Source organism: Massilia sp. BGA-UO-ETr-WB1 (assembly GCF_059567845.1).
Genome location: NZ_JCAQOT010000024.1, coordinates 526,289 through 550,020, shown reverse-complemented (window position 1 = coordinate 550,020; position 23,732 = coordinate 526,289). Strand labels below are relative to the sequence as shown.

The following is a 23,732-nucleotide window of genomic DNA, read 5'->3' as shown; positions in this document are numbered from 1 at the left end:
CTTCGCATGAGTCTTGCTTCGTTATTGGCGCGCCACTCAGGGAGGCGGCGGGGCAGGCGCGGCGCACAGCGCGCTGCCCGGCTGGTAACCCAGCGCTTCGGCGCGCACCGTGGTGGCCGAAGGCGGCAGCGCCAGGCCCTGCCAGTTCAGCTGCGGCAGCGGCAGCAGCGGCTGGAACGGCACCGGCTGGCAGCTGCCGGCGTCGGCCGGGTCGCACACGCTGGCGCGCACGTAGCGGATGCAATCGCTGCCGTTCGGATTGCGCAGGCAGTACAGCCGGTTCAGCGCCGGGCACGGCGCGCGCGCCGCGGCCGCCACCGGCTGCAGCGCGCCGGCCGCGTCCTGCCACAGGTACTCGATGCGCAGATGGCCGATCTCCAGCTGCGGCGCCATCGGCAAGGCGCCGCCGCCGGGACGGAACAGCGCGCGCCGGCGCAGCGCCTCCGTTGCCGCCGGGTCGGTATAGTCGGCGATGGCGGCGGCGCGCGCGGCGCCGCGCGTGACCTCCTGCAGCGTGGTCCACAGATAAACCAGGCGCGTGCATTCCAGCAGGCCGTACATGAACAGCAGGAAAAATGGCAGCGCCAGCGCCAGCTCGACCAGCAGCGCGCCGGCGGCGCGGCGGCGTTCAGTTTTCATAGCGCAGCACCACCACCGCCTGCAGCTCCAGCCCGCCCGAACCCAGCAGCCAGCCGGTCGCCGCGCCCCATTTGGTGGGGTACAGCACCGTCGTGATCCTCACCCTCACCTGCTGCGGCGGATTGACCGAGCCGCAGCTGCCGGTCAGGCAGCCGGCCTCGAAGGTCAGTTCCGACGTGTCGACCCCGGCGCCGGCCAGCGCCGCCATCGCCTGCGTCTCCAGCAGCGCGCGCGCCTGCTGGTAGCTGGCATACTTGGACATCTGCTGGCGCGGCATGGTGGCCAGCTGGCGCGCGCTCTGATAGGCCACCTTCTCCATCACCACGTGCTGGCGCATGGCGTTGCCAAGCACGATCAGGCAGGGCGCGACGATGGCGAGCATCCCCATGACCATGGACAGTTCCAGCGCCATGATGCCGCGCGCCCGGCGGCTGGAGCGCGGCGCCCTCACCGGTACAGCTCCACCGCGCCGGCCAGCGCGCTCTCGTCCACCACGCCGGCGAATTCGCCGCGCACGCCGCCCGCGCCGGCGTGTTCCATCATCAGGAACTGCGCCAGCGCCAGCACCCTGGCCTGGGCGGTCGCGCCGGCCGCCACCGGGCATTCCAGCAGCGGGACCACCAGCATGCGGCGCAGCGCCACGCCGGGCTGGGACGGCGCCAGGAAATAGGCGACGGTGGTCTGCGTGTACGGCGTGCCCGAGGGGTAGGACGACGCGCTGGGCGCCGGGCCGCTCGCCACCGGGTACAGGTAGGTCCAGCGGTTGCGGTTGATGGCGCCGCCGCCCGGCGACAGGCGCGCCGCGCCGTACGCCCACAGCGGGCCATAGGCCTCCGCGTTGGGTGCGCTGACGCGGTCGGCCACCGTGTTGTAGCGCTCGTTCGGGTCCTGGGGCGCGGGATCCGCGCTGGCGCTGTTGGGCGCCCTCGCCATCCAGCTGCCCGCGCTGTTGTACTCGCGCACATTGGTATCCGGCGGCGCGGCCACCGGCGAACAGGCCAGCGCGCCGGTGTCGTACTGGCTGAAGCGGGAATTGAGCTGCGGGGCCAGCGTGAAGCCGGCCGGGCGCCGCAGCTTGAGCATGGCGTCCCTGACGCGCGGCAGCTGCACCGTGCCGCTGCACATGAACGGCGCCAGCACCGCGTCGGCGGTATGGTCCACGGGGCCGGCCGGACCGGCGCCGCCATCCTGGATCGGGTCGACCAGGAAGTACTCCGGCGTGGTGGTGTCCTTGGCGGCGTTCAGCCGGAGCAGGTTGTAGGACACGCCGAAGCGGAAGCCGTACTGCAGCAGTTCCGCAGTGCCGCCGCCGCCGGGATTGTTGCGCACGCCGGTGGGGTCGCCCATGGCGCAAATGGCCAGCGGCGTCACCTTGGTGCCGGCGCGCCCGGCCACGGCGCGGCCGGCGGCGGTGACCGGCCCGGCCCCGCCCACCAGGGCGAGAAAGGCGGTGCCGACCGGCGCCACAGCGAGCTCCCTGGTGTCGACCTTGACGAAGGCCACGCCGGCCGGGGCCGCAGCGGCCTGGCCCGCGTCGAGCCAGTCGGCGTCCGGCGCGTCGGGCGCGGCGCTGAAGCGCAGCGCGGCCGGGTCCCAGGCCAGCGTGGCGCCGAAATGGGTCTGGTCCCCGGCCGCGGTGGCGGCTTTCGCGGCCGCGTCGGTGATGCCGGCCGGCGTGCCGTTCAGCGAGCGCGCGGCGGCCAGCGCCACCGCGTCCGCGAAGTTTTGCAGCTGCACCCGGCGCTGGTACACCATGGCCAGTTCCAGCGACACGCCGGCCGCGCACAGCACCACGGGCAGCAGCAGCGCAGCCAGGATGGTGATCACGCCGCGCTGGCGGACAGCGGCGGCGCGGCGGACGGCGGGCGCGCGGCGTGTCATTTTGCGCCGCTCACGCCGATGATGAAATTGCTCTGCTGAGGCGCGGCTTCGCCAAAGCTCTTCTGGTAGCGCCCCTGCGCCTGGCCGGCGGCGCGGCCGTCCATGCCGGCCGCCTGGCCGTGGCCCTGGGCCTGGGCCTGGCGCGCCGCGTCCGGATTGGCGATCTGCAGCGCCAGCGCGGCGCGGGTGGCGCTGCCGAACGGCGGCACGGCCGGCGCGGGCTGCGCCGCGCGCCCGGCGGCGCAGCCCGACAGCAGCATGGGAACAAGCACGGGCAACAGTACGGATAGCGGCGGGCGCATCATGGTTGTGCTCCTTGCGGGCGGGCGCCCAGAAACAGTTCGCCGCGCTCCGGCGGCGCCATGCTGCCGGTGGGCAGCGGCTGGCCGGGCGGCAAAGGTTTGACCAGGTGGGCGGTGATGACGAACAGCAGCTCGCTGCGGTCATGCTGGAAATCGGTGCTGCGGAACAGCGCGCCCAGCACCGGCAACTCGCCCAGCAGCGGCAGCCCCTTGACGCTGGTGTTCTGGGTATTGCGTATCAGCCCGCCGATGGCGAAGCTCTGGCCGTCGTACAGCTGTACCGTGGTGGTGGCGCGGCGCGTGGCGATCAGCGGCAGGATGGCGGCGCCGTTGAAGCCGTTGGCCGAAATGCCCACGCCCTCGCGCGACAGTTCCGACACTTCCGGCGCCACCTTCAGGTTGATGCGCCCGCCGGCCAGCACGGTGGGCGTGAAACGCAGGCCGACACCGAACTCCTTTTCCTCCAGCGTCACCTTGTCGCGGTCCTGCGCCACCGGGATGAAGATCTTGCCGCCAGCCAGGAAGCTGCCCTCCTGGCCGCTGATCGCCATCACGGTGGGCTCGGCCAGGATGCGCACCAGGCCGTCCTTGTGCTCGGCGTCCAGCGTGATGCGCCGCTTGTCGCCCCGGCTCAGGTCGAGCCGGCCGCCGGCCGTGCCGGTGAGGAAGTTGGACAGCACCGTGGCGGCCCAGCCGCCGCCGGCGTAATGCAGCATCACGCCGGCCTCCAGCTTGTCGAGCAGGGTCTTGGACACCTCGGCGATCTTCACCTCCAGCATCACCTGCTGCGGCGCCGTCACCGACAGCAGATTGACCACCCGGCTCAAGCTCAGGCCCGCCACCGCCGGCACCGCGCCCGACGGCGTGGCCGCCGCCGGGCCGGCCGGGGCCGCCTTGTCCTCCGCGTTGCGCGCGATGGCCAGCGCCTGCACCGGGCGCCGCACATAGGCGTGCGCCAGCTCCAGCACATTCATCAAGGTGACGCCGTCTTCCACGGTGCCGCTAAGCACCAGCGCGTCGGCCGCCGCCGTGACGCGGATGTTTTTTTCGTGCGGCATCAGCTGCGCCAGCGAAGCCTGCAGGCCGGCCACGTCCATGCCCACCACCAGGTCGATCAGGCTGCACTTGCCGCTCTTGCCCTGCACCACCATGTTGGTGCTGCCGATGTCCACCCCGGCCAGGTACAGCGTGTCCGGCGCCACCAGCATCGCTTGCGCCACGGCCGGATTGCCGATGGTGCGGCTGGCCACCGCTTCGGGCAGGCGCAGCAGGGTCGATTTGCCCGGCTGCAGCGCCATGCTGTGCTGCGCCGGGGCCTCGCCCGAGCAGCGCGGTCCGTCGCTGCCGGCGGGGGCGGCGCGTGCGGGGGCGGCTGCCGGCCCGGCGGCGGCGGCTGGCCCGCTGGCCGCAGGCGCGGCAGCCGCGTGCGCGGCCAGGGACGGCTGCGCGCAGCACGCCAGCACGGCAAGGATAGGCAAGGTTTTCATGGGCGCCTCATAAACATTCGCGGCTGCTGTGCAGGCCGTTGATGACGCCGATGCAGTGGCGCGCAGGCGCGGCCGCCAGCTGGGCGCGCGGCGCCGGGCGGGCCGGCTCGGATGCGGGCGGCGGTTCGGCTGGCGGGGCCGGCTCCTGGATGCCCAGCAGCGAGCCCTTGGTGGCGCCGCCGGTCACGCCCGGCCTGGGATCGACCTGGTTGCGCAGCGCCAGCGACAGGCTGCCCACGCTGCGCGCCAGGTCCAGGTGCTCGGCCTGTTCCGGCGTCACCTCCAGCGTCACCGCGTTGACCACGCGCGGCTTGGTATCGTCGCGGCTCACTTCCTGCGCCACCGCCAGCACCAGGATGCGCTCCAGCACAATCTTGGAAATGTCGCGCTCGTGCTGGCGTTCGCCGGCCTGGGTATGCACGATGATGTCGACGAAATTGCCCGGCAGCGTGAAACCGGCCACGCCCACCACGTCGTTGACGCGCACGGTGATGGCGCGCTTGCCCTCGGCGATCAGCGCCGACAGCCCGCCCAGGGTGCCGGCCGGGGCCAGCTTGGCCTCGCTCAACGGCTCGCCGCGCAGCACGCTGGTCTTCAGCACCCGCCCGTTCAGCTTAGCGGGATCGCGCAGCGCGCCCGGCGGCAGCGCGTCGGCCGGCCAGTCGGCCAGCTTGAACATGTCCGGCGCCAGGCGCTGGCCCAGGTTGACGTCGGCCGCCGCCACCACGATGCGGCCGGCCGCGCCGGGCGTCTGCCGCAGCAGCCAGCGCGACGCCAGCAGCACCGCCGCAAGCCCCAGCGCCACCGCCAGCCCCAGCATCAGGTAAGCGCGCCGGTTTTTCATGGCGCCCTCGCCCGCAGCAAGGCCTGCTCGGTCTCGTCCCCGGCCTGGCCGGCCGGGGCCGGGCAGGCGGCGAACATGCTGGACCAGGCCTGGTCCAGCGCCGCCACCGTCAGGCGCGGCGCCTGGCCCGCGTAGCCGGCGAAGTCGGCGATGCGGCCCAGGATCTCGCGCGGATAGCTGGCCAGCAGCGGCTGGCCGCTGCCGCGGTGCAGCTGCTCGATCAGGTAGCGCAGCCCGGCATCGTCGAGCGCCACGCCGGCGGCGCGGCACTGCTGCCGGAACAGCGTGCGGTAGCTCGCTTCGCTCAGCGCGCCGACGTGGATCTTGTAGCCCAGCCGGCGCAGCGCCGAACCGTCCAGCAGCGTCTGCGGCGCCAGGTTGGTGGCGAACACCAGCATGGCGCCGAAGGGCATGGAAAACTTGTGGCCGCCTTGCAGCGACAGCTGGTCCTGGCCCGCGTCCAGCGGCTGGATCAGGCGGTTCAGCAGGGCCGGCGCGGCCATGCGCTGGCGGCCCAGGTCGTCGATGATGAACAGGCCGTGGCTGGCCTTGCAATGCGGCGGCGCCTGGTAGCAGCCGGAGAATGCGTCATGGCGCAGCTCCAGCATGGACTCGTCCAGCTCCGCGCCCAGCTGCACCACGGGGCGCTGGCACAGCACCCAGCGCGCGTCCGTGCTGCGCCGCTCCAGCGGCTGGCGCCCGGCCGCGCCCGGCGGCAGCGCCGGCGGCAGGTGCAGCGCCGGATCGTACAGCTGCACGATCTCCTGGCCCACCGCCACCGCGTGCGGCACCAGCACCGTGCCCTGCAGCAGGCGGCCCAGCTTGCGCGCCAGGGTGCTCTTGCCGCTGCCGGGCGGCCCGTACAGCAGCATCGAGCGGCCGGCGTGCATGGCCGCGCCGATCAGGTTGCGCACCGCCGGCTCCAGGCCGGCCTCGCCGAACACCGCCTCCACGTCTTCGGCGCTGGGCACCGGCAGCCGGGGCGCCTGGCGCGCCGCCATGGCGCGCCAGGCCTCCAGCGTCACCGGCGCCGGGCCCTGGTAGGGCGAACGCTCCAGCCAGCCCGCCGCGCGCTGCTTGCCGGCCGAGGTCAGCTGATACTGCACGTCGATGTCGGCGTCGCCGCGCCAGGCCACCTCGGCCAGCTGCTCGGCCACCATGAAGTCGAGCGCCTCGCGCAGCACATTGATGGACAGCCGCAGCCGTGTGGCCAGGATGGGCAGATGGGTGCGCCCGGCAACGTAGATGGCCTTGGCGGCCAGCTCGACGACGAGCTGCAGCTCCAGCCCGGTCTCGCGCACGGTGCGGGGCTGCTGCGGCAGCAGCGCGCCGTGCTCATCCTCCTCGCTGCGGGTGGCGGGCAATGCGGTGGCAAAGTCCATCATGCGATTCTCCTGACAAGTGGATGAGTGTTGCGGTGAGGAATCGATACTAGCAATGGCTTGCAAAGCGGATATTGAGCTACAACAAGCTTAGGCACGCCAATGCGGCGCCAGCACCACGCCCACGGTGCCCAGCGCCACCGCCACGCCGTAGGGCATGCCGCCCACGCTCTGGCCCGGCAGCAGCGGCACCGGCTGCAGCGGCACGCCGGCCATGCGCAGCAGCAGCGGCAGCAGCATGGCGCGCAAGTTGGCTAGGCCGCGCCGCCACTGGCCGCTGGCGGCCAGCAGCGCCAGGCCCAGCACGCCGCCCGCCGCAAAGCTGAGCAGGGCGATGTCGAGCGCCTGCAGCGGGCCGGTGAAGGCGCCCACCATGGCCATCAGCTTGACGTCGCCGGCGGCCATGCCGCGCAGCAGGTACAACGGCAAAAACAGGGCGAAGCCGGCCAGCATGCCCGCCAGCCACTGCGTCAGCAGCGCCCACGGCGGCCCGGCCAGGCAGTGCAGCGCCAGCGCCAGCAACAGGCCGCTGAGCACCAGCACATTCGGGATCTTGCGCAGCGCCAGGTCGGTGACCGCCGCTTGCAGCACCAGCCACAACAACAACACTTCGGTAGCAGTCCACATCGGGGCCTCCCGGCGAAAATGGCGCGCCGGACCGGAACACCGGCGCGCCGGCCGCGCGTCAGGTGACGGACATGGCGTCGACAATCTCGTCGAAAGCGGCTTCGATGGCGGTCCTGAGCGGACCGAACGCGGCGGCAATCGCACCGGCCATGACCGCCGCGATCAAGCCGTACTCGATTGCGGTGATACCCTCCTCATCCCGGGCGAAATGACGGGCTGCCTGCATAAAGCTGTTCATGATGTACCCCTTGAAAAGAAATCAAAGCTACGCCCTGGCGCGGCCCGGTCTGCAGTCCGGCGGCCATTGAAACCACTATATTCCGGCTAGTTTTTGGGACGTTGATTGAGCGCAAGTTTTCCGCACGGAATTATTCTGGCGTGGGCGGCGCGCCAACTGTGGTATGAACGAAACTGTTTTAAATCAAACTTTCGGGAGATGGCCGCAGTGGCGGGCGCTTGCGCTCGTCATTGGGAGGTAGAATCGTGGCGTTTTAGCAGAAATATCGCACGCCGGAATTGCCTATAATACAAAAAGGTATTATTCTACTTAGCTGTCTTTTGGAAAGGCCTCGTGCTTATGAGCACTGTACGCCTTGGTGCCGTGATCAGAGAACGACGATGGATTCCCTACTGAAACACATGGTGGACATGACTGGCCACCGCGATCACACGATGCTGGACGTGTCGGTTATATCCGCCGTCCAGGAGCTGGCTGGCGCGCGACAGACCCGCGTACTGACGCTGACCTCGGTGCGCGGCCAGATCTTCGTGCGTCCGCGCGCCATCATCGTGTGCGGCAGCCCGGCGCGCATGGAAGAGCACGCCGATCCGTCCTGCGCCGGCGAGCCGATCAGCCAGTTCCCCGCGCTGGCCGACTGCATCGCGCGCCACCAGCAGTCCGCCGACCAGGTCGACGCCGACGGCAACCACACGTTGTGGCTGCCGATCTGGCTGGGCGACAAGGCCAACACCTGCCTGGAAATCGTCAACCCCACGCCCTACACCAGCGAGACCATCCACATCGTGGGCGGCATCGTCAGCGTGTACCGCAACTTCCAGAACCTGCTCGACTACAGCGAGCGCGACTCGCTGACCGGCCTGCTCAACCGCAAAACCTTCGACGACCAGCTGGCCAAGATGCTGCAGGCCAGCACCGCCGAGCAGGACGCGCTGGCGCTGCCGCCGGGCGAGCAGGAGCGGCGCCAGCACAACGACCAGGAAAAGCAATGGCTGGCGGTGGTCGACGTGGACCACTTCAAGCACGTCAACGACAAGTTCGGCCACCTGTACGGCGACGAGGTGCTGATCCTGATCGCCAACCTGCTGACCTCCTCCTTCCGCGCCCAGGACCGCGTGTTCCGCTTCGGCGGCGAAGAGTTCGTGGTGCTGCTGCGCTCGACCTCGCAGGACAACGCGCATCGCATCATCGACCGCTTCCGCGCCAACGTGGAAACGCACGAATTCCCGCAGGTGGGCAAGGTGACGGTGAGCATCGGCTATGTCAGCATCAGCGCCTACCAGGCGCCGGTGATCATCCTCGGACAGGCCGACCAGGCGCTGTACTACGCCAAGAGCCACGGCCGCAACCAGGTGTGCCACTACGACGAGCTGGTCAGCGGCGGCCTGCTGCAGGTGATCGAGTCGAACGACGAGGCCGAGTTCTTCTAAGAACCGGCCGCCAGGGTCAGGCCAGGGTCAAGAACCGCATCGGATCGACGTTCCACTTGGCGGGCGACTCGTGGCCGACGATCTTGTCGCCGCCGCCAAAGCCCAGTCCGCGCGCCAGGTCCACCGTTTCCGGCTTGATGTACGCATTGTTCCTGGTGTGGAAAAACACGTTCACCTTGGGCGCCAGCAGATTGGTCTCGTGCGGCTCGACCACCACCCCCAGGCGGCCCGACTCCAGCATCACCATGGTGCCCACCGGATAGATGCCGACGCAGCGCATGAACTCCTGCGCGTACTGCGGATTGAAATGGAACTTGCTCCACTCATAGATCTTGCGCAGCGCGGCGGCCGCCGACATGCCCTTGTGATAGCAGCGATCGGCGGTGATGGCGTCATAAACGTCGACGATGGCGGCCATTTGCGCCAGTTCGCTGATGGCGTCGCCGGACAGCCTGTTCGGATAGCCGCTGCCGTCGCGCCGCTCGTGGTGGTGCAGCGTGATGTCGAGCGCGATATCGCTCACCTCCGGCGACTGGCGCAGGATGTCGAAACCGTCCTGCGGATGCTTGCGGATGACGGCGAACTCCTCGTCCGTCAGCGCGGCCGGCTTGTTCAGCACCGCGTCCGGCACCAGCGCCTTGCCGGTGTCGTGCAGCAGACCGCCCAGGCCCGCCTGGCGGGTGACCTCAGGGTCCATGCCGCGCGAATTGCAGAACGCCACCAGCAGCGCGCACACGCTCACCGAATGCAGAAAGGTGTAGTCGTCCTTGTTCTTGATGCGCAGCAGCCCCACCAGCGCGCCCGGATTGCGCAGGATGGACTCGGTGATGTTCTGCACCACCGGCTGCACCTGGCCGATCTCGATGGCCTTGCCCAGGCGCGCGTCGCGCATCACCGTGCGCACCAGGCTGGACGCCTGGTGGCGGATTTGCGCCGCGCGCGCCAACTCCTCGCCCAGCGACACCCGGGTCACCTGCGCCGGCTTGGCGGCCAGCTCGGTCAGCTCGCGCTCGGTGGCCACGTTGGCCTCCTCCAAGGTGGGCGCGTCCTGGACGTCCAGCCCCTTGGCGCTGTCGATCACCACGTCGTGGATGCCGGCCTTGATGATCTTGCGGATCTCCTCCTCACTGCTGATGACGAAGCGGTTGCGGATGAACGGATGGGTCATCCAGTCGCAACTGAGGTCATGAATGTACATGCCCACTGCCAGCTGGGAAGAATCGACTTTCTTAAGCATACATGGGCCTGCGGACGCGATGGACGATGGGAGAGGTTAGAATCAGTATAACAAATAGTTTCCCACCGGATTTACACTTTTGTCCTGAACAGAGCAGCCACGCCACATGGAATTACGCCAACTCCGCTATTTCGTCGCCATCGTCGACCACGGCTCGCTGTCGCGCGCGGCCACGGTGCTGCACGTGGCGCAGCCGGCGCTGACGCAGCAGCTGCGCCAGCTGGAAGAAGAGCTGGGCGCCCTGCTGCTGCACCGCTCCGCGCAGGGCGTGCTCAGCACGGACGCCGGCAAGGTGTTCTACGAGCACGCGCAAGCCATCCTGAAACAGGTGGCGGACGCCAAATCGGCCGTCACCCAGTCCGCCGAGCGGCCCAGCGGCAGCGTCACGCTGGGCCTGCCGCACAGCATCTCGGGCGCGCTGGCGCTGCCGCTGCTGTCGGCCGCGCGCGCGCAGTTCCCCGAAATCACCCTGCAGCTGACCGAAGAACTGACCGGCAACCTGGCCGAGCAGCTCAAGTCCGGCCGCGTCAACCTGGCCGTGCTGTTCGACGACGGCCAGCTGTCGCCCTTCGTCTGCACCCCGCTGGTGGAAGAAGAACTGCGCTTCATCTGCCGCGCCGGCTCGCCCTGGGCCGAAGGGCGCAGCAAGGTCACGCTGGCGCAGGCGCTGGCGGCCCAGCTGATCCTGCCCGGCGCGCAGCACGGCGTGCGGCCCCGGATCGAAAGCGTGGCGCGCGGCGCCGGGCTGGCCACCGCCAACGTCATTGAAATCAACTCCATCGCCATACTAAAATCGGCCATCCTCGCCGACATGGGCGCCACCATCCTGCCGGTGGCGCCGGTGCTGGCGGAAATCGAGCGCGGCGCCATGGTGGCCCTGCCGATAGAACAGCCGTCGATCTCGCGCACGGTGGTGCTGTGCGGCTCCAAGAACATCCCCCTCACCAACGCCGGCGCCGCCGTCAGCCGCCTGGCCTGCCAGGTGGCGGCCGACCTGTGCCACAGCCACTACTGGCTCGGCGCCCGCCTGCTCTAACAACGCGCCCACCCCGTTTCCCCACCGACAAATGGGGTCAGGGTTAATTTCAGCGCAGTTCCATCATTTTTTCTTATACCCCCATCGGCATTCGGTATTTCCGTATACGTCAACTAAGCCCTACACTGAAACATTGGTAATGCCGCCCACCGGCGGCGTTACGGCTGAACCAGCTTGCGCTTACCCGGCGCGGCGGCGGTACGGCGAACCACCCGAACACCATTTGGAGACATCACCATGGCCGAAAATACGGCGCCAGCCAAGGCAGCTTCACGCCTGACCACCGTCACGCTCGACGACAAATACACCGCCACCTCCGGCAGCATCTTCCTCTCCGGCATCCAGGCCCTGGTGCGCCTGCCGATGATGCAGCAGATCCGCGACGCCGCCGCCGGCCTGAACACCGCCGGTTTCATTTCTGGCTACCGCGGTTCGCCGCTGGGCGGCCTGGACGAGAACCTGTGGAAGGCCAAGCCGCACCTGGAAGCGCACAACGTGCAGTTCGTACCGGGCGTAAACGAGGACCTGGCCGCGACCGCCGTGTGGGGCTCGCAGCAGGTGGACCTGATCGGCGAGAGCAAGTACGACGGCGTGTTCGCCATGTGGTACGGCAAGGGCCCGGGCGTGGACCGCTGCGGCGATGTCTTCAAGCACATGAACCACGCCGGCACCTCCAAGCACGGCGGCGTGCTGCTGGTGGCCGGCGACGACCACGGCGCCTACTCGTCCACCCTGCCGCACCAGTCCGACCACATCTTTTCGGCCTGCATGATCCCGGTGCTGTATCCGTGCAATGTGCAGGAATACCTGGACCTGGGCGTGCACGGCTGGGCCATGTCGCGCTTCTCCGGCTGCGCGGTGGCGTTCAAGGCGCTGGCCGACACGGTGGAATCGTCGGCCTCGATCGATGCCGACCCGTTCCGCGTGGACGTCAAGCTGCCCAAGGAATTCCATATGCCGGAAGGCGGCCTGAACGCCCGCCTGTCGGCCATCCCGCTGGGCCAGCAGGCGCGCAACCAGGAAGCGCTGATGCAGGACTATAAGATCTACGCCGCCCTGGCCTACGCCCGCGAAAACAAGCTGAACCACACCACCATCGATTCGGCCGACGCCAAGCTGGGCATCATCGCCTCCGGCAAGTCCTACCTGGACGTGCTGGAAGCGCTGGAAGAACTGGGCATCGACGAAGCCATGGCCGCCACGGTCGGCCTGCGCCTGTTCAAGGTGGCCATGCCGTGGCCGCTGGAGCCGGACAGCGTGCGCGAATTCGCGCAGGGCCTGGACGAGATCCTGGTGGTGGAAGAAAAACGCCAGTTCGTCGAGTACCAGCTCAAGGAACAGCTGTACAACTGGCGCGACGACGTGCGCCCGCGCGTGATCGGCAAGTTCGACGACAAGGGCGAGTGGGTGGCCCCGCGCGGCGAATGGCTGCTGCCGCCCAAGGCCGACTTCTCCGTGTCGCAGGTGGCGCGCGTGATCGCCTCGCGCATCAAGCAGTACATCACCGACACCAACATCCAGGACCAGATCAAGGCCCGCCTGACCTTCCTGGACGCCAAGGACGCAGTGCTCAAGAAAGCCATCAACACGCCGTTCCGCCCGGCCTTCTACTGCTCCGGCTGCCCGCACAACACCTCCACCAAGGTGCCGGACGGCAGCTTCGCGCTGGCCGGCATCGGCTGCCACGTGATGGCCACCTCGATCTACCCCGAGTACAACAAGCTGACCACCCACATGGGCGGCGAAGGCGCACCGTGGATCGGCCAGGCCGCGTTCTCGAAAGTGCCGCACGTGTTCCAGAACCTGGGCGACGGCACCTACTTCCACTCCGGCTATCTGGCCATCCGCGCCGCCGTGGCGGCCAAGGTCAACATCACCTACAAGATCCTGTACAACGACGCCGTCGCCATGACCGGCGGCCAGCCGGTGGACGGCACCGTGTCGGTGCCGATGATCGCGCAGCAGATGGCCGCCGAAGGCATCAAGCGCATCGCGCTGGTGACCGAAGACCTGAGCCGCTACACCGACCGCTCCGCCCTGCCCTCCATCGTCTCGCTGCACGACCGCAAGGAGATCGACGCGGTGCAGCGCGAACTGCGCGAGATCGAAGGCTGCACGGTGCTGATCTACGACCAGACCTGCGCCGCCGAGAAGCGCCGCCGCCGTAAAAAGGGCGAGTTCCCCGACCCGAACAAGCGCATGGTGATCAACGAGGCCGTGTGCGAAGGCTGCGGCGATTGCGGCGTGCAGTCCAACTGCGTGTCCATCCTGCCGAAGGAAACCGACTTCGGTCGCAAGCGCACCATCGACCAGTCCTCCTGCAACAAGGACTACTCGTGCGTGAAGGGCTTCTGCCCGTCGTTCGTGACGGTGGAAGGCGGCTCGCTGAAGAAATCGAAGACCGGCGTGAGCAAGGACAAAGCGGCCGACGGCTGGGACGAACTGCCCGTGCCGGCGCTGCCTGAATGCGAGCAGCCCTACAACATCCTGATCAACGGCATCGGCGGCACCGGCGTGATCACCGTCGGCGCGCTGATGGGCATGGCCGCGCACCTGGAAGGCAAAGGCGCGTCGGTGCTGGACATGACCGGCATGTCGCAGAAAAACGGCTCGGTCACCTCGCACGTGAAAGTGGCCAAGTCGCCGGCCCACCTGCGCGCGCAGCGCATCGCCACCGGCGAGGCGGACCTGATCCTGGGCTGCGACATGCTGACCGCCGGCGCGGCCGACGCCGTGTCCAAGATGCGTCCGGGCCGCACGCTGGCCGTGATCAACCTGCACGAGCAGCCGCCCGGCACCTTCGCGCAGCAGGCCGACTGGCAGTACCCGGCCGCCGAAGTGCGCGCGCTGATCGAGGAATCCGTGGGCGCGAGCCAATACAACAGCGCCGACTTCATCGACGCCACCAAGCTGGCCACCGCGCTGATGGGCGACTCCATCGCCGCCAACCTGTTCATGCTGGGCTACGCTTGGCAGCGCGGCCGCATCCCGCTGACCGAAGCGTCGCTGCTGCGCGCCATCGAACTCAATGGCGTGGGCGTGGAAGCGAACAAGAAGAGCTTCCTGTGGGGCCGCCGCGCCGCCGTGGACCTGAAGCGCGTGGAGAAGACCGCGATTCCAGCCCAGGTCATCGTGGTGCAGATGCCGCAAAGCCTGGAAGCGGTGATCAAGAAGCGCGTCGAGTTCCTGACCGGCTACCAGAACGCCGGCTACGCCGCGTCGTACGAACAGCTAGTGCAGCAGGTGCGCGCCAAGGATGCGGGCCTAAACCTGGGCAACAAGCTGTCCATGGCCGTGGCCAAGTCGCTGTCCAAGCTGATGGCCTACAAGGACGAGTACGAAGTGGCGCGCCTGTACACCGACGGCCGCTTCGTCGAGCAGCTGCAGTCCCAGTTCGAAGGCAACTTCTCGCTGAAGTTCAACCTGGCGCCGCCGCTGCTGGCCAGGAAGGACGCCAAGGGCCACCTGGTGAAAGCCGAATTCGGCTCGTGGATGTGGAGCGCGTTCAAGCTGCTGGCCAAGCTGAAAGGCCTGCGCGGCGGTGCGTTCGACGTCTTCGGCTACACGGAAGAGCGTAAGATGGAACGCGCGCTGATCGCCGAGTACCGCGAGCTGGTCGGCACCGTGCTGGCGCAGTTGAACGCCGGCAACTACGACACGGCCGTGGCGCTGGTGCAACTGCCGGAGAAGATCCGCGGCTTCGGCCATGTGAAGGAAAGAGCGGTGGCCGAGTTCCGCGCCGAGAAAGCGCGCCTGCTGGCCGCGCTGGGCGGCGGCCACCAGCACGCCGCCTGAGGCATCGCGGCGATTGCGGCGGCTGCGGCCGCCGCGATTTCGCTTGACTTGACGTTAACGTAAACGTCATATAATAAAAATTCTCGCGTTCCAGAACGACAAGGACACCCATGAACGACCTCTCCGCTCCGAAACTCGCCGCCGTGCCCGAGCAGGCCAAGCTGGCCAACAAGGTACGCTTCGTCACCGCCGCCTCGCTATTCGACGGCCACGACGCCTCGATCAACATCATGCGCCGCATCCTGCAATCGAACGGCGTGGAAGTGGTGCACCTGGGCCACAACCGCTCGGTGGACGAAGTGGTGACCGCCGCGCTGGCGGAGGACGTGCAAGGCATCGCCATCTCCAGCTACCAGGGCGGCCACGTCGAATACTTCAAATACATGCTGGACCTGCTGCGCGAACGCGGCGGCGCCCACATCAAGGTGTTCGGCGGCGGCGGCGGCGTGATCGTGCCCGAGGAAATCGCCGACCTGCACGCCTACGGCGTCACCCGCATCTTCAGCCCGGAAGACGGCCAGCGCATGGGCCTGGTGGGCATGATCCAGTGGATGGTGCAGCAGTGCGACATCGACTTGTCGCAGTACTCCCCCACCGCGCTGGCGCCGCTGCAGCAAGGCGAGATCGCCAGCCGCCACCGCCCGCTGGCCCAGCTGATCACCGCGCTGGAAAACGAAAAGGCCACGCCTGAACTGCGCGCCGAACTGCGCGCCGCCGCCGAGCACCTGCCGGTGCCCGCGCTGGGCATCACCGGCACCGGCGGCGCCGGCAAATCCTCGCTGACCGATGAGCTGATACGCCGCATCCGGCTGGACCAGGGCGACGCGCTCAACATCGCCGTCATCTCCATCGACCCGTCGCGCCGCAAATCCGGCGGCGCGCTGCTGGGCGACCGCATCCGCATGAACGCCATCGCGCCCTGGGCCGGGCAGTCGCGCGTGTTCATGCGCTCGCTGGCCACGCGCGAAGCGGGCTCCGAAATCTCGCAGGCGCTGCCGGACGTGATCGCCGCCTGCAAAGTGGCCGGCTTCGACCTGGTGATCGTCGAGACCTCCGGCATCGGCCAGGGCGACGCCGCCATCGTGCCGCACGTCGACGTTTCCATGTACGTGATGACGCCGGAGTTCGGCGCCGCCTCGCAGCTGGAAAAAATCGACATGCTCGATTTCGCCGACTTCATCGCCATCAACAAATTCGACCGCAAGGGCGCGCAGGACGCGCTGCGCGACGTGGCCAAGCAGTACCAGCGCAACCGCGAACTGTGGAGCAAGCGGCCCGAGGAAATGCCGGTGTACGGCACCCAGGCGTCGCGCTTCAACGACGACGGCGTGACCGCGCTGTACCAGGGCCTGGTGGGCAAGCTGGCCGAATTCGGCATGAAGACCGTGCCGGGCGCCCTGCCCAAGTCCGAAGTGCGCTTCAGCAGCGGCAAGCACGTGATCGTGCCGCCGGCGCGCGCGCGCTACCTGGCCGAGATTTCGGACACCGTGCGCGGCTACCACAAGAACACCGCCAAGCAGGTGAAGCTGGCGCGCGAACGCCAGCAACTGCGCGAATCCAAGCGCATGCTGGCCGCCGCCAAGGCCGGCCTGGACCTGGGCGCCCATTTCGACGAACTGATCGCGGACCGCGACAGCGCCATGGAAGCCGGCGCCAAGAAGCTGCTGGCCCAGTGGCCCGACATGCAGGCCGCCTACGCGGGCGACGACTACGTGGTGAAAATCCGCGACAAGGAAATCCGCACGCGCCTGGTCGCGCACACGCTGTCCGGCACCAAGGTGCGCAAAGTGGCGCTGCCGCGCTATGAAGACGACGGCGAAGTGCTGCGCTTCCTGATGTCCGAGAACGTGCCGGGCTCCTTCCCGTTTACGGCCGGCGTGTTCGCCTTCAAGCGCGAGGGCGAAGACCCGACCCGCATGTTCGCCGGCGAAGGCGACGCCTTCCGCACCAACCGCCGCTTCAAGCTGGTTTCCACCGGCATGGACGCCAAGCGGCTGTCCACCGCCTTCGACTCGGTCACGCTGTACGGCGCCGACCCGGCGCTGCGCCCGGACATCTACGGCAAGGTGGGCAACTCGGGCGTGTCGATCGCCACGCTGGACGACATGAAGGTGCTGTACGACGGCTTCAACCTGTGCAGCCCGAGCACTTCGGTATCGATGACCATCAACGGCCCGGCGCCGACCATCCTGGCCATGTTCATGAACACCGCCGTGGACCAGCAGATCGACAAATTCGTCGAAGAGAACAAGCGCCAGCCGAGCGACGACGAAGCGGCCAAGATCAAGGACTGGGTGCTGCAGAACGTGCGCGGCACCGTGCAGGCCGACATCCTGAAGGAAGACCAGGGCCAGAACACCTGCATCTTCTCCACCGAGTTCTCGCTCAAGGTGATGGGCGACATCCAGGAATACTTCGTGCACCACCAGGTGCGCAACTTCTACTCCGTGTCCATCTCCGGCTACCACATCGCCGAGGCGGGCGCGAACCCGATCTCGCAGCTGGCGTTCACGCTGTCGAACGGCTTCACGTTTGTCGAAGCCTACCTGGCGCGCGGCATGCACATCGACGATTTCGCGCCCAACCTGTCGTTCTTCTTCTCCAACGGCATGGACCCGGAATACACGGTGCTGGGCCGCGTGGCGCGCCGCATCTGGGCCGTGGCCATGCGCGACAAGTACGGCGCCAACGACCGCTCGCAGAAGCTGAAGTACCACGTGCAGACCTCGGGCCGCTCGCTGCACGCGCAGGAGATCGACTTCAACGACATCCGCACCACGCTGCAGGCGCTGATCGCCATCTACGACAACTGCAACTCGCTGCACACCAACGCCTACGACGAAGCGATCACCACGCCGACCGACGAATCCGTGCGCCGCGCGCTGGCGATCCAGCTGATCATCAACCGCGAGTGGGGCCTGGCCAAGAACGAGAACCCGAACCAGGGCTCCTTCATCATGGACGAGCTGACCGACATGGTGGAAGAAGCGGTGCTGCAGGAGTTCGAGCGCATCGCCGAGCGCGGCGGCGTGCTGGGCGCGATGGAAACCGGCTACCAGCGCGGCAAGATCCAGGAAGAGTCCATGCTGTACGAGCACAAGAAGCACGACGGCACGCTGCCCATCATCGGCGTGAACACCTTCCGCAATCCGAAGGCGTCCGACGTGCCGGCGCCGATCGAGCTGGCGCGTTCCACCGACGATGAAAAGCAGTCGCAGCTCAAGCGCCTGGAAGAGTTCCACACGCGCCACGCGGCAGCCGCCCCGGCCGCCCTGGCCGCGCTGCAGAAAGCCGCCATCGACAACGAGAACGTGTTCGCCAAGCTGATGGACGCCGTGCGCGTCTGCTCGCTGGGCCAGATCACCGCCGCGCTGTTCGAAGTCGGCGGCCAGTACCGCCGCAATATGTAAAGAAGTACGAAGCGGGAGGCAAATTAACGCCTCCCGTTCCTGCCGGTGCTAGACTGGAGTGAACACTCCATCCGGCGAGGCAGCCATGGCAACAATCACCCTACGCTCCCTGACGAGGGCTGGCCCAAGCCGCAGCCCAACTTGGGTTGCTCAATCCCCCCGCGCTGATCCAACTCCTGCAGACAGAAATCCGGTGCCACGCGCTCGCTGACATCTGCTCAGTTTCCGAGGGTTTATCCGCCGCAGGTTTCGTCCCAATGACGGAAGATGAAATTCAGGCCGAAATTCGCGCAGCCAGGGTGAAAAAGCGTGCGACTTGCTCTTGACACCAACGTCGTGATTTCAGCCATGCTTTGGGGTGGAACTCCCAAGCAGCTACTTTCCGCCGCAGTACGAGGCAAAGCCGAGCTCTAGACTTACGAAGCATTGCTCATTGAACTGCTGACGGTTCTGCAGCGCAAGAAATTTTCCACCCCCGCTAGCACTCATCCATACCGATGCATCGCAACTAAGCAATCATTACGCAGCGTTGCCAGATCGGCGTCCTTGCCCACTCAGATCCCACAAATTTGCAGAGATCTCATGGACGACATCGTGCTTGCTTCCGCGAACGCCGTACACACCGACGCCATCGTAAGTGATGACAAGGACCCGGTGTCGCTTGCGGCATATGGATCGATTCCAATACTTCGCGTAAGCGACGCAATTCTTCGTGTAAGCAACGTCTCCTCACAATTGCATATTGATAGTTATATTAATTTTTTTACAAATATTTAAAATCCATGCAAAACTGCGCTATAGCAACACTTTCCTAGAACAACTCGGAGGCGCAATGGATATGATTGATCAATTGAGGACATTGGCTACGCGCATTGCCGCCACCAAAAGTCTCATTCAAACTGAAGAGGCAACCAAAAACGCAATGGTCATGCCCTTCATCCAGATTCTCGGATATAACGTTTTTGACCCGACAGAAGTAACACCTGAACTCATCGCTGACGTGGGCACCAAAAAAGGAGAGAAAGTCGACTACGCAGTTCTTCGCGATGGCAATCACAGAGCCCTCCTATGCGGAGCGGCGAGCGTCCAGCGCGCTGGACAAATACTCATTGCAGCTATCGGGGTGGCTCAAGGCCGAGACGGTCAAGCCGCGCAAGCAGCGACGCAATTTGAAGCAGATCCACGAGGACCTGAAGGAGCTGGGTTACGAGGGGTCATACGACCGCGTGGCGGCGTTCGCCAGGCAGTGGAAGGCGGGTCAATCGGACAGGGTCAATTCGGCGAGCAAACGAACATCCCCACCACATTTTTTGCACTCGAAGAGCAAGATCGGCTTTACGCTGCTGACAAAGCGAGCCTTTGAGCAGTTGTTAAGCGAACGCATAAATGATCGCCTGAAAGGGGCGATGACGCCCGAACCTGCGCTATCCGAACCTGCACCGGTTCTGACCACCGAGACCCCAGACGAAGCAGGGATAGTCACGACGGCGGAAGAAATTGAAGGCTTCCATATCGTCCAAGCCATTTTGCGCGACATCGTCAGCCCTCGGCGAATCATCATGCGCGATGCTCAAAGCTACTGCGCCATTCTGCTCGACGACAATAATCGTAAGCCTGTATGCCGTCTTAGATTCAACAATGCACAAAAACTGGCGGTCGGCCTGTTCAACAGCAAAAAGGAGGAAGAGCGTCATGCGCTTGAACATATCGACGACCTCTATAAGCACTCCGAGCAGTTGAGGGCGGCCGTCCTGCTACACTTGCCGGCAGACGAAACCAGCAAGGAATAGACCGTGCAACTTTCTCCAGCCATCCCCATCCTGCGCAGTTTTTCCGAGGCCAAGGCCCGGGAGTTTTATGTCGATTTCCTCGGCTTTGCAGTGGAGTGGGAGCACCGCTTCGAGCCGGACGCGCCGCTCTACATAGAGCTGCGGCGCGGGGAGCTGGCGCTGCACTTGAGCGAGCATCACGGCGACGGCTCGCCCGGCATGGCCTTGCTGGTGCATGTGGACGATCTCGACGGGCTGCATGCGGAACTGAACGCCAGGCAATATAGGAATATGCGGCCCGGCATCGAGGAGCGCGACTGGGGACGCGAGATGACGGTGTGGGACCCGTTCGGCAACCGCATCCGCTTCACGGCGTTGTCCGCTTAGGCGGCTAAGTGAGCTCAGCAGGAGAATAATCAATATCGGCGTCCGGCCTTCGCCTATGCTGGGTCAAACCGGAGGGCCCATGACGACCATACACATCTCCTTACCCGACCAGCTGGTGCATGACGCCGGCGAGCTCGGCCTGCTCGATCCAGTCACCCTGGCCGAGCTACTGCAAAACGAAATCCGCCGCCGCACCTTCGCCGACATCTTCGCCGTCTCGCACCGGCTGGCGACCGAATCCGAACCCGAACAAGACCCCGAACCGCCCCCGCGCCGCCGGCGCAAGTAGTGGGTGTACACTTCTAAAAAGGAGAGCACCGCCATGGTTACAGTTCAAATTGCCTTGCCAGACGACTTGGCTAGCGCGGCGTCAGACTTCGGACTGCTGGAACCCAGCGTACTGTGCGCCATCCTGCGTGAAGAAATACGCCTGCGCCGCGTTAGCGCAATGGGACGCGCTATGGCGGCGATGTCTGATGACCGGGATGCAATGACGCCGGAAGAAGTCGAAGACGCATTACGCAAAGCGCGGTCGGCCAGATTCGATGCGGTGGGTACTTGACACGAATGTGGTCGTTTCCGGCGCGCTCTGGAATGGACCACCGCGACGCATCATGCAGGCAGCAATGGCCTCGCAACTTGCAATATTCACCTGCGAAGAACTCATCACGGAGCTCAGCGAAGCGCTTGCCAATCCCAAGTTCGATCTCAGGCTCAAGGACCACGGATTGCAGGCGCTGGAAATCAGCGAGGGCTATGTAGCTCTCGCAAGATTAGTCGGCAATTTGCCGATGATCCCGCCAATCTGCCGTGATCCGGATGACGACGTCGTGCTGGCCTGCGCCTTGGCAGCGCAAGCGGATGTGATCGTCACCGGGGATAAGGACTTGCTCAGCCTTGGGCAATACCAGCAGATCCCGATATTGAACGCGGCCGATGCCTGGGCGCTGCTGGCGCGGCAAACGTATTAGGAGGGGCAGCGGCCGACAGTGGCGCCGGGGAGCAGGACCGGCTGCCACAGCACCTGCAGCTCGCCGGCCGGCGTGCCGGACGACAGGGCCAGCAGCATGTCGATCATCTTGGCGCCGGCGCCCGCCGGGTCGGGCTGGTCTATCGTGGTGACGTTGGCGCCGGCCAGCGTGTCGGCCAGGCTGCCCCACACGATGACGGACATTTCTTTTCCAATCTCCACGCCCGCATCGAGCAGCGCGCGCACCGCGCCCACGCCGGACAAATGGTTGTCGACGATGACGGCGGTGGGCCGCGGCGAGCACGCCAGCAGCTGCTGCATGGCCTGGTGGCCGCTGCGGCGGTCGATGGTGTCCGAAATCAGGTAGCGCGGATCGGCGCCCAGTCCCGCGCCGGACAAGGCGGCCAGGAAGGCGTCCCTGCGCTGGCGGGCGAAGTTCATTTCCAGCGGGGCGCTCAACAGCGCGATGCGCCGGTGCCCTTGCTCCAGCAAGCAGGCCGCCGCCATACGGATGCCGGCCTCGTTGTCGTAGTCGAACCACGCGTACGGCGAGTCCAGCTCGGTGCGGCCGTGCGCCACGAAGGGAAAGCCGGCCTTGCTCAGGAAGGCGATGCGCTCGTCGCGCACCAGGGTGCGGCTCACCACCAGGCCATCCACGCGCCGCCCGCGCACGATCTGCTCGTACGCAGCCAGCTCGTTGTTGGCCGACACGGGACCGATGATGAAGTTCATCTTGCGCGCTTCCAGCGCTTCCGTCATGCCGCCCACGGTGTGCAGGAACATGGCGTCGCCCAGGTCCGCCGGCAGCAGCGGGTAGATGATGCCGAACACATTGGTGCGCCCCACCGCCAGCCCGCGCGCCAGCGGATTGGCCTCGTAACCCGCCTCACGCGCGGCCGCCAGCACACGCTCGCGCGTGTGCACGTTCACTTCGGGATACCCGTTCAGTGCCCGGCTTACGGTGGTTTTGGACATGCCAAGCAGGTTGGCAAGACTCTTCAAATTCATGGCGGAGGCTTCAATGCTGACCGGTGATTATAGCTGAGCCACCATAGCCATCCGCCCCCGCATCCACCGACTTTTTGAAAAAATACAACATTATCAAGATGATAGAGATGGGCGCCAGGGTCAGGTAGAAGGCGAAGTGGCCGCTGAAGTTGCCGAATACATAACCGGTGACCAGCGAGCCGGTGGTGCCGCCCAGCGCCGAGAAGATTACCAGCAGGCCGGTCATGGCCGAGTGCTGGTTCTTCGGCAAAGAGCTCAGCATGACCGAATTGATGCCGGGGTAGATGGGCGCCATGAACAGGCCGATCAGCGGGAACAGGAAGGCCGCCACCGGCGCGGTGGACCAGGTGACGAACGGGTCGTGCGCGATGTCGTGCGTGAGCGGCAGCGCCAGCAGCACCATGGCGCCCATGCCCAGCACGCAGCCGTTCATCACCGGGTACCAGTTCAGCTTGCGCATCAGCACGCCGGCCGAGAGCCGCCCCACCGCCAGGCAGGCCGCGTAGATGCTGGTCACCTGCACGCTCATGGCCGCCGGCAGCTTGAGGATTTCGTTGTTGAAGGTGGGCAGCCAGGTGCCCACGCTCTGTTCGATCAGCACGTACAGGAAGGCGGTGATGACGAACACGCACACCAGCGGCTTGAAGAACAGCTTGAGCATGGCGGCGAAGTCCTGCGCCAGGCTGCGCTCGGGCGGCAGGGCGGCGGTGCTCTCGTCGAACTGCGTGGTGAGCACCAGCGCGAAGGTCATGGCGCACAGCGCGGCCAGCACCCAGTAGACCTGCAGCCAGCTTTGCGATTGCGGATTGTCCGAATCGATGAAGTAGCCGAACACCCAGTAGGCACTGAGCACGCCCACCATGAAGAAGCCTTCCAGCGTGTTCATGATGCTGGCGTGCTGCTTGCGGTCCGCCGCGATCAGCCCCAGCGTGGAATACACCGACACCTTCACCAGCGCGAACGCCACGCCCACGCACAGGAACAGCAGCTTGGTGGTGAGGAAGCCAGGCACCAGCGGCATCGCCATGCAGGCGAAGGTCACCAGCGCCAGCCCGGCCAGCATGGCCTTCTTGTAGCCGATGCGCGGCAGGAAGGACGCCACCAGGAAGGAGACGATGGCGATCGGCAGGTCCTTGAAGCCCTCCAGCACGCTGGCGCCGGACTTGGTCACGCCGTAATTGCCGATCACCTGCAGGATCACCGTGCCCACGCTGTTGAGCAGGATGGCGAATACGAAGTAAATCAAAAACAGGGCGAACAGGATGCGCTGCTTGTTCATGGTGTCTCCGG

Annotated in this window: 22 protein-coding genes; 10 read left to right on the top strand and 12 right to left on the bottom strand. The window is 66.4% G+C overall.

All coding sequences use genetic code 11. The features are described from left to right. Positions 1-36 precede the first annotated feature (36 nt). The 9 genes from AC56DV_RS15645 to AC56DV_RS15605 all read right to left on the bottom strand — a co-directional run bounded on the left by AC56DV_RS15645 (position 37) and on the right by AC56DV_RS15605 (position 7,400). Positions 37-639, bottom strand: a complete 603-nt coding sequence (locus AC56DV_RS15645; RefSeq protein WP_496315197.1) for a TadE/TadG family type IV pilus assembly protein — start codon at positions 637-639, stop codon at positions 37-39. Next, a complete protein-coding gene (locus AC56DV_RS15640) occupies positions 629-1,090 on the bottom strand; it encodes a hypothetical protein (RefSeq protein WP_496315196.1) in 462 nt (153 codons plus the stop codon). The genes AC56DV_RS15645 and AC56DV_RS15640 overlap by 11 nt, the downstream gene beginning before the upstream one ends. Continuing rightward, complete coding sequence (locus AC56DV_RS15635) at positions 1,087-2,520, bottom strand: pilus assembly protein TadG-related protein (protein ID WP_496315195.1); 1,434 nt, start codon at positions 2,518-2,520, stop codon at positions 1,087-1,089. The genes AC56DV_RS15640 and AC56DV_RS15635 overlap by 4 nt, the downstream gene beginning before the upstream one ends. Next, the gene (locus AC56DV_RS15630; RefSeq protein ID WP_496315194.1) at positions 2,517-2,825 is read right to left on the bottom strand and encodes a hypothetical protein; all 309 of its coding nucleotides are present in this window, start codon (positions 2,823-2,825) and stop codon (positions 2,517-2,519) included. The genes AC56DV_RS15635 and AC56DV_RS15630 overlap by 4 nt, the downstream gene beginning before the upstream one ends. Further along, entirely contained in the window at positions 2,822-4,309 is a 1,488-nt protein-coding gene (locus AC56DV_RS15625) for a type II and III secretion system protein family protein (protein WP_496315193.1), read from the bottom strand. Before AC56DV_RS15625 ends, AC56DV_RS15630 begins: the two co-directional genes overlap by 4 nt. Before the next feature lie 7 nt (positions 4,310-4,316). Further along, on the bottom strand, positions 4,317-5,153 hold the full coding sequence (gene cpaB / locus AC56DV_RS15620) for a Flp pilus assembly protein CpaB (RefSeq protein WP_496315192.1): 837 nt from the start codon (positions 5,151-5,153) through the stop codon (positions 4,317-4,319). Beyond that, the gene (locus AC56DV_RS15615; protein WP_496315191.1) at positions 5,150-6,538 is read right to left on the bottom strand and encodes a DUF8689 domain-containing protein; all 1,389 of its coding nucleotides are present in this window, start codon (positions 6,536-6,538) and stop codon (positions 5,150-5,152) included. Before AC56DV_RS15615 ends, cpaB begins: the two co-directional genes overlap by 4 nt. 87 nt (positions 6,539-6,625) lie before the next feature. After that, positions 6,626-7,162, bottom strand: coding sequence for an A24 family peptidase (locus AC56DV_RS15610; protein WP_496315190.1), 537 nt, complete (start codon positions 7,160-7,162; stop codon positions 6,626-6,628). Between the two features lie 58 nt (positions 7,163-7,220). After that, positions 7,221-7,400: a Flp family type IVb pilin gene (locus tag AC56DV_RS15605; RefSeq protein WP_496315189.1), complete on the bottom strand. Its 180-nt coding sequence runs from the start codon at positions 7,398-7,400 to the stop codon at positions 7,221-7,223. Between the two features lie 380 nt (positions 7,401-7,780). On the opposite strand from AC56DV_RS15605, the gene AC56DV_RS15600 reads away from it, so the two are divergent. Then, positions 7,781-8,830 carry a GGDEF domain-containing protein gene (locus AC56DV_RS15600; RefSeq protein WP_496315188.1) on the top strand — a complete coding sequence of 350 codons (1,050 nt, stop codon included), beginning with the start codon at positions 7,781-7,783 and terminating at the stop codon, positions 8,828-8,830. A gap of 16 nt (positions 8,831-8,846) precedes the next feature. On the opposite strand, the gene AC56DV_RS15595 is transcribed toward AC56DV_RS15600, so the two are convergent. Further along, the gene (locus AC56DV_RS15595; protein WP_496315187.1) at positions 8,847-10,067 is read right to left on the bottom strand and encodes an HD-GYP domain-containing protein; all 1,221 of its coding nucleotides are present in this window, start codon (positions 10,065-10,067) and stop codon (positions 8,847-8,849) included. A 106-nt stretch (positions 10,068-10,173) separates the two neighbouring features. Between AC56DV_RS15595 and AC56DV_RS15590 the strand changes: the two genes are divergently transcribed. The 9 genes from AC56DV_RS15590 (at position 10,174) to AC56DV_RS15550 (ending at position 21,435) form a co-directional block, all read left to right on the top strand. Continuing rightward, positions 10,174-11,103, top strand: a complete 930-nt coding sequence (locus tag AC56DV_RS15590; protein WP_496315186.1) for a LysR substrate-binding domain-containing protein — start codon at positions 10,174-10,176, stop codon at positions 11,101-11,103. Positions 11,104-11,340: 237 nt separating this feature from the next. Then, complete coding sequence (locus AC56DV_RS15585; protein WP_496315185.1) at positions 11,341-14,898, top strand: indolepyruvate ferredoxin oxidoreductase family protein; 3,558 nt, start codon at positions 11,341-11,343, stop codon at positions 14,896-14,898. Positions 14,899-15,008: 110 nt separating this feature from the next. Beyond that, on the top strand, positions 15,009-18,308 hold the full coding sequence (icmF, locus tag AC56DV_RS15580) for a fused isobutyryl-CoA mutase/GTPase IcmF (protein WP_496315184.1): 3,300 nt from the start codon (positions 15,009-15,011) through the stop codon (positions 18,306-18,308). Between the two features lie 582 nt (positions 18,309-18,890). After that, positions 18,891-19,085, top strand: coding sequence for a hypothetical protein (locus tag AC56DV_RS15575; protein ID WP_496315183.1), 195 nt, complete (start codon positions 18,891-18,893; stop codon positions 19,083-19,085). 269 nt (positions 19,086-19,354) lie between these two features. After that, a complete protein-coding gene (locus AC56DV_RS15570; protein ID WP_496315182.1) occupies positions 19,355-20,098 on the top strand; it encodes a hypothetical protein in 744 nt (247 codons plus the stop codon). A gap of 3 nt (positions 20,099-20,101) precedes the next feature. Then, on the top strand, positions 20,102-20,464 hold the full coding sequence (locus tag AC56DV_RS15565) for a glyoxalase superfamily protein (protein WP_496315181.1): 363 nt from the start codon (positions 20,102-20,104) through the stop codon (positions 20,462-20,464). Positions 20,465-20,543: 79 nt separating this feature from the next. Then, positions 20,544-20,753: a hypothetical protein gene (locus AC56DV_RS15560; protein WP_057158467.1), complete on the top strand. Its 210-nt coding sequence runs from the start codon at positions 20,544-20,546 to the stop codon at positions 20,751-20,753. 33 nt (positions 20,754-20,786) lie between these two features. Then, entirely contained in the window at positions 20,787-21,026 is a 240-nt protein-coding gene (locus AC56DV_RS15555) for a hypothetical protein (protein WP_496315180.1), read from the top strand. Further along, positions 21,010-21,435, top strand: a complete 426-nt coding sequence (locus tag AC56DV_RS15550) for a putative toxin-antitoxin system toxin component, PIN family (protein ID WP_496315179.1) — start codon at positions 21,010-21,012, stop codon at positions 21,433-21,435. The genes AC56DV_RS15555 and AC56DV_RS15550 overlap by 17 nt, the downstream gene beginning before the upstream one ends. On the opposite strand, the gene AC56DV_RS15545 is transcribed toward AC56DV_RS15550, so the two are convergent. Both AC56DV_RS15545 and AC56DV_RS15540 read right to left on the bottom strand, forming a co-directional pair. Further along, positions 21,432-22,442 carry a substrate-binding domain-containing protein gene (locus tag AC56DV_RS15545; RefSeq protein ID WP_496315178.1) on the bottom strand — a complete coding sequence of 337 codons (1,011 nt, stop codon included), beginning with the start codon at positions 22,440-22,442 and terminating at the stop codon, positions 21,432-21,434. The two genes, AC56DV_RS15550 and AC56DV_RS15545, sit on opposite strands and share 4 nt — an antisense overlap. A gap of 10 nt (positions 22,443-22,452) precedes the next feature. Then, positions 22,453-23,721, bottom strand: coding sequence for an MFS transporter (locus tag AC56DV_RS15540; RefSeq protein ID WP_496315177.1), 1,269 nt, complete (start codon positions 23,719-23,721; stop codon positions 22,453-22,455). Between the last annotated feature and the right edge of the window lie 11 nt (positions 23,722-23,732).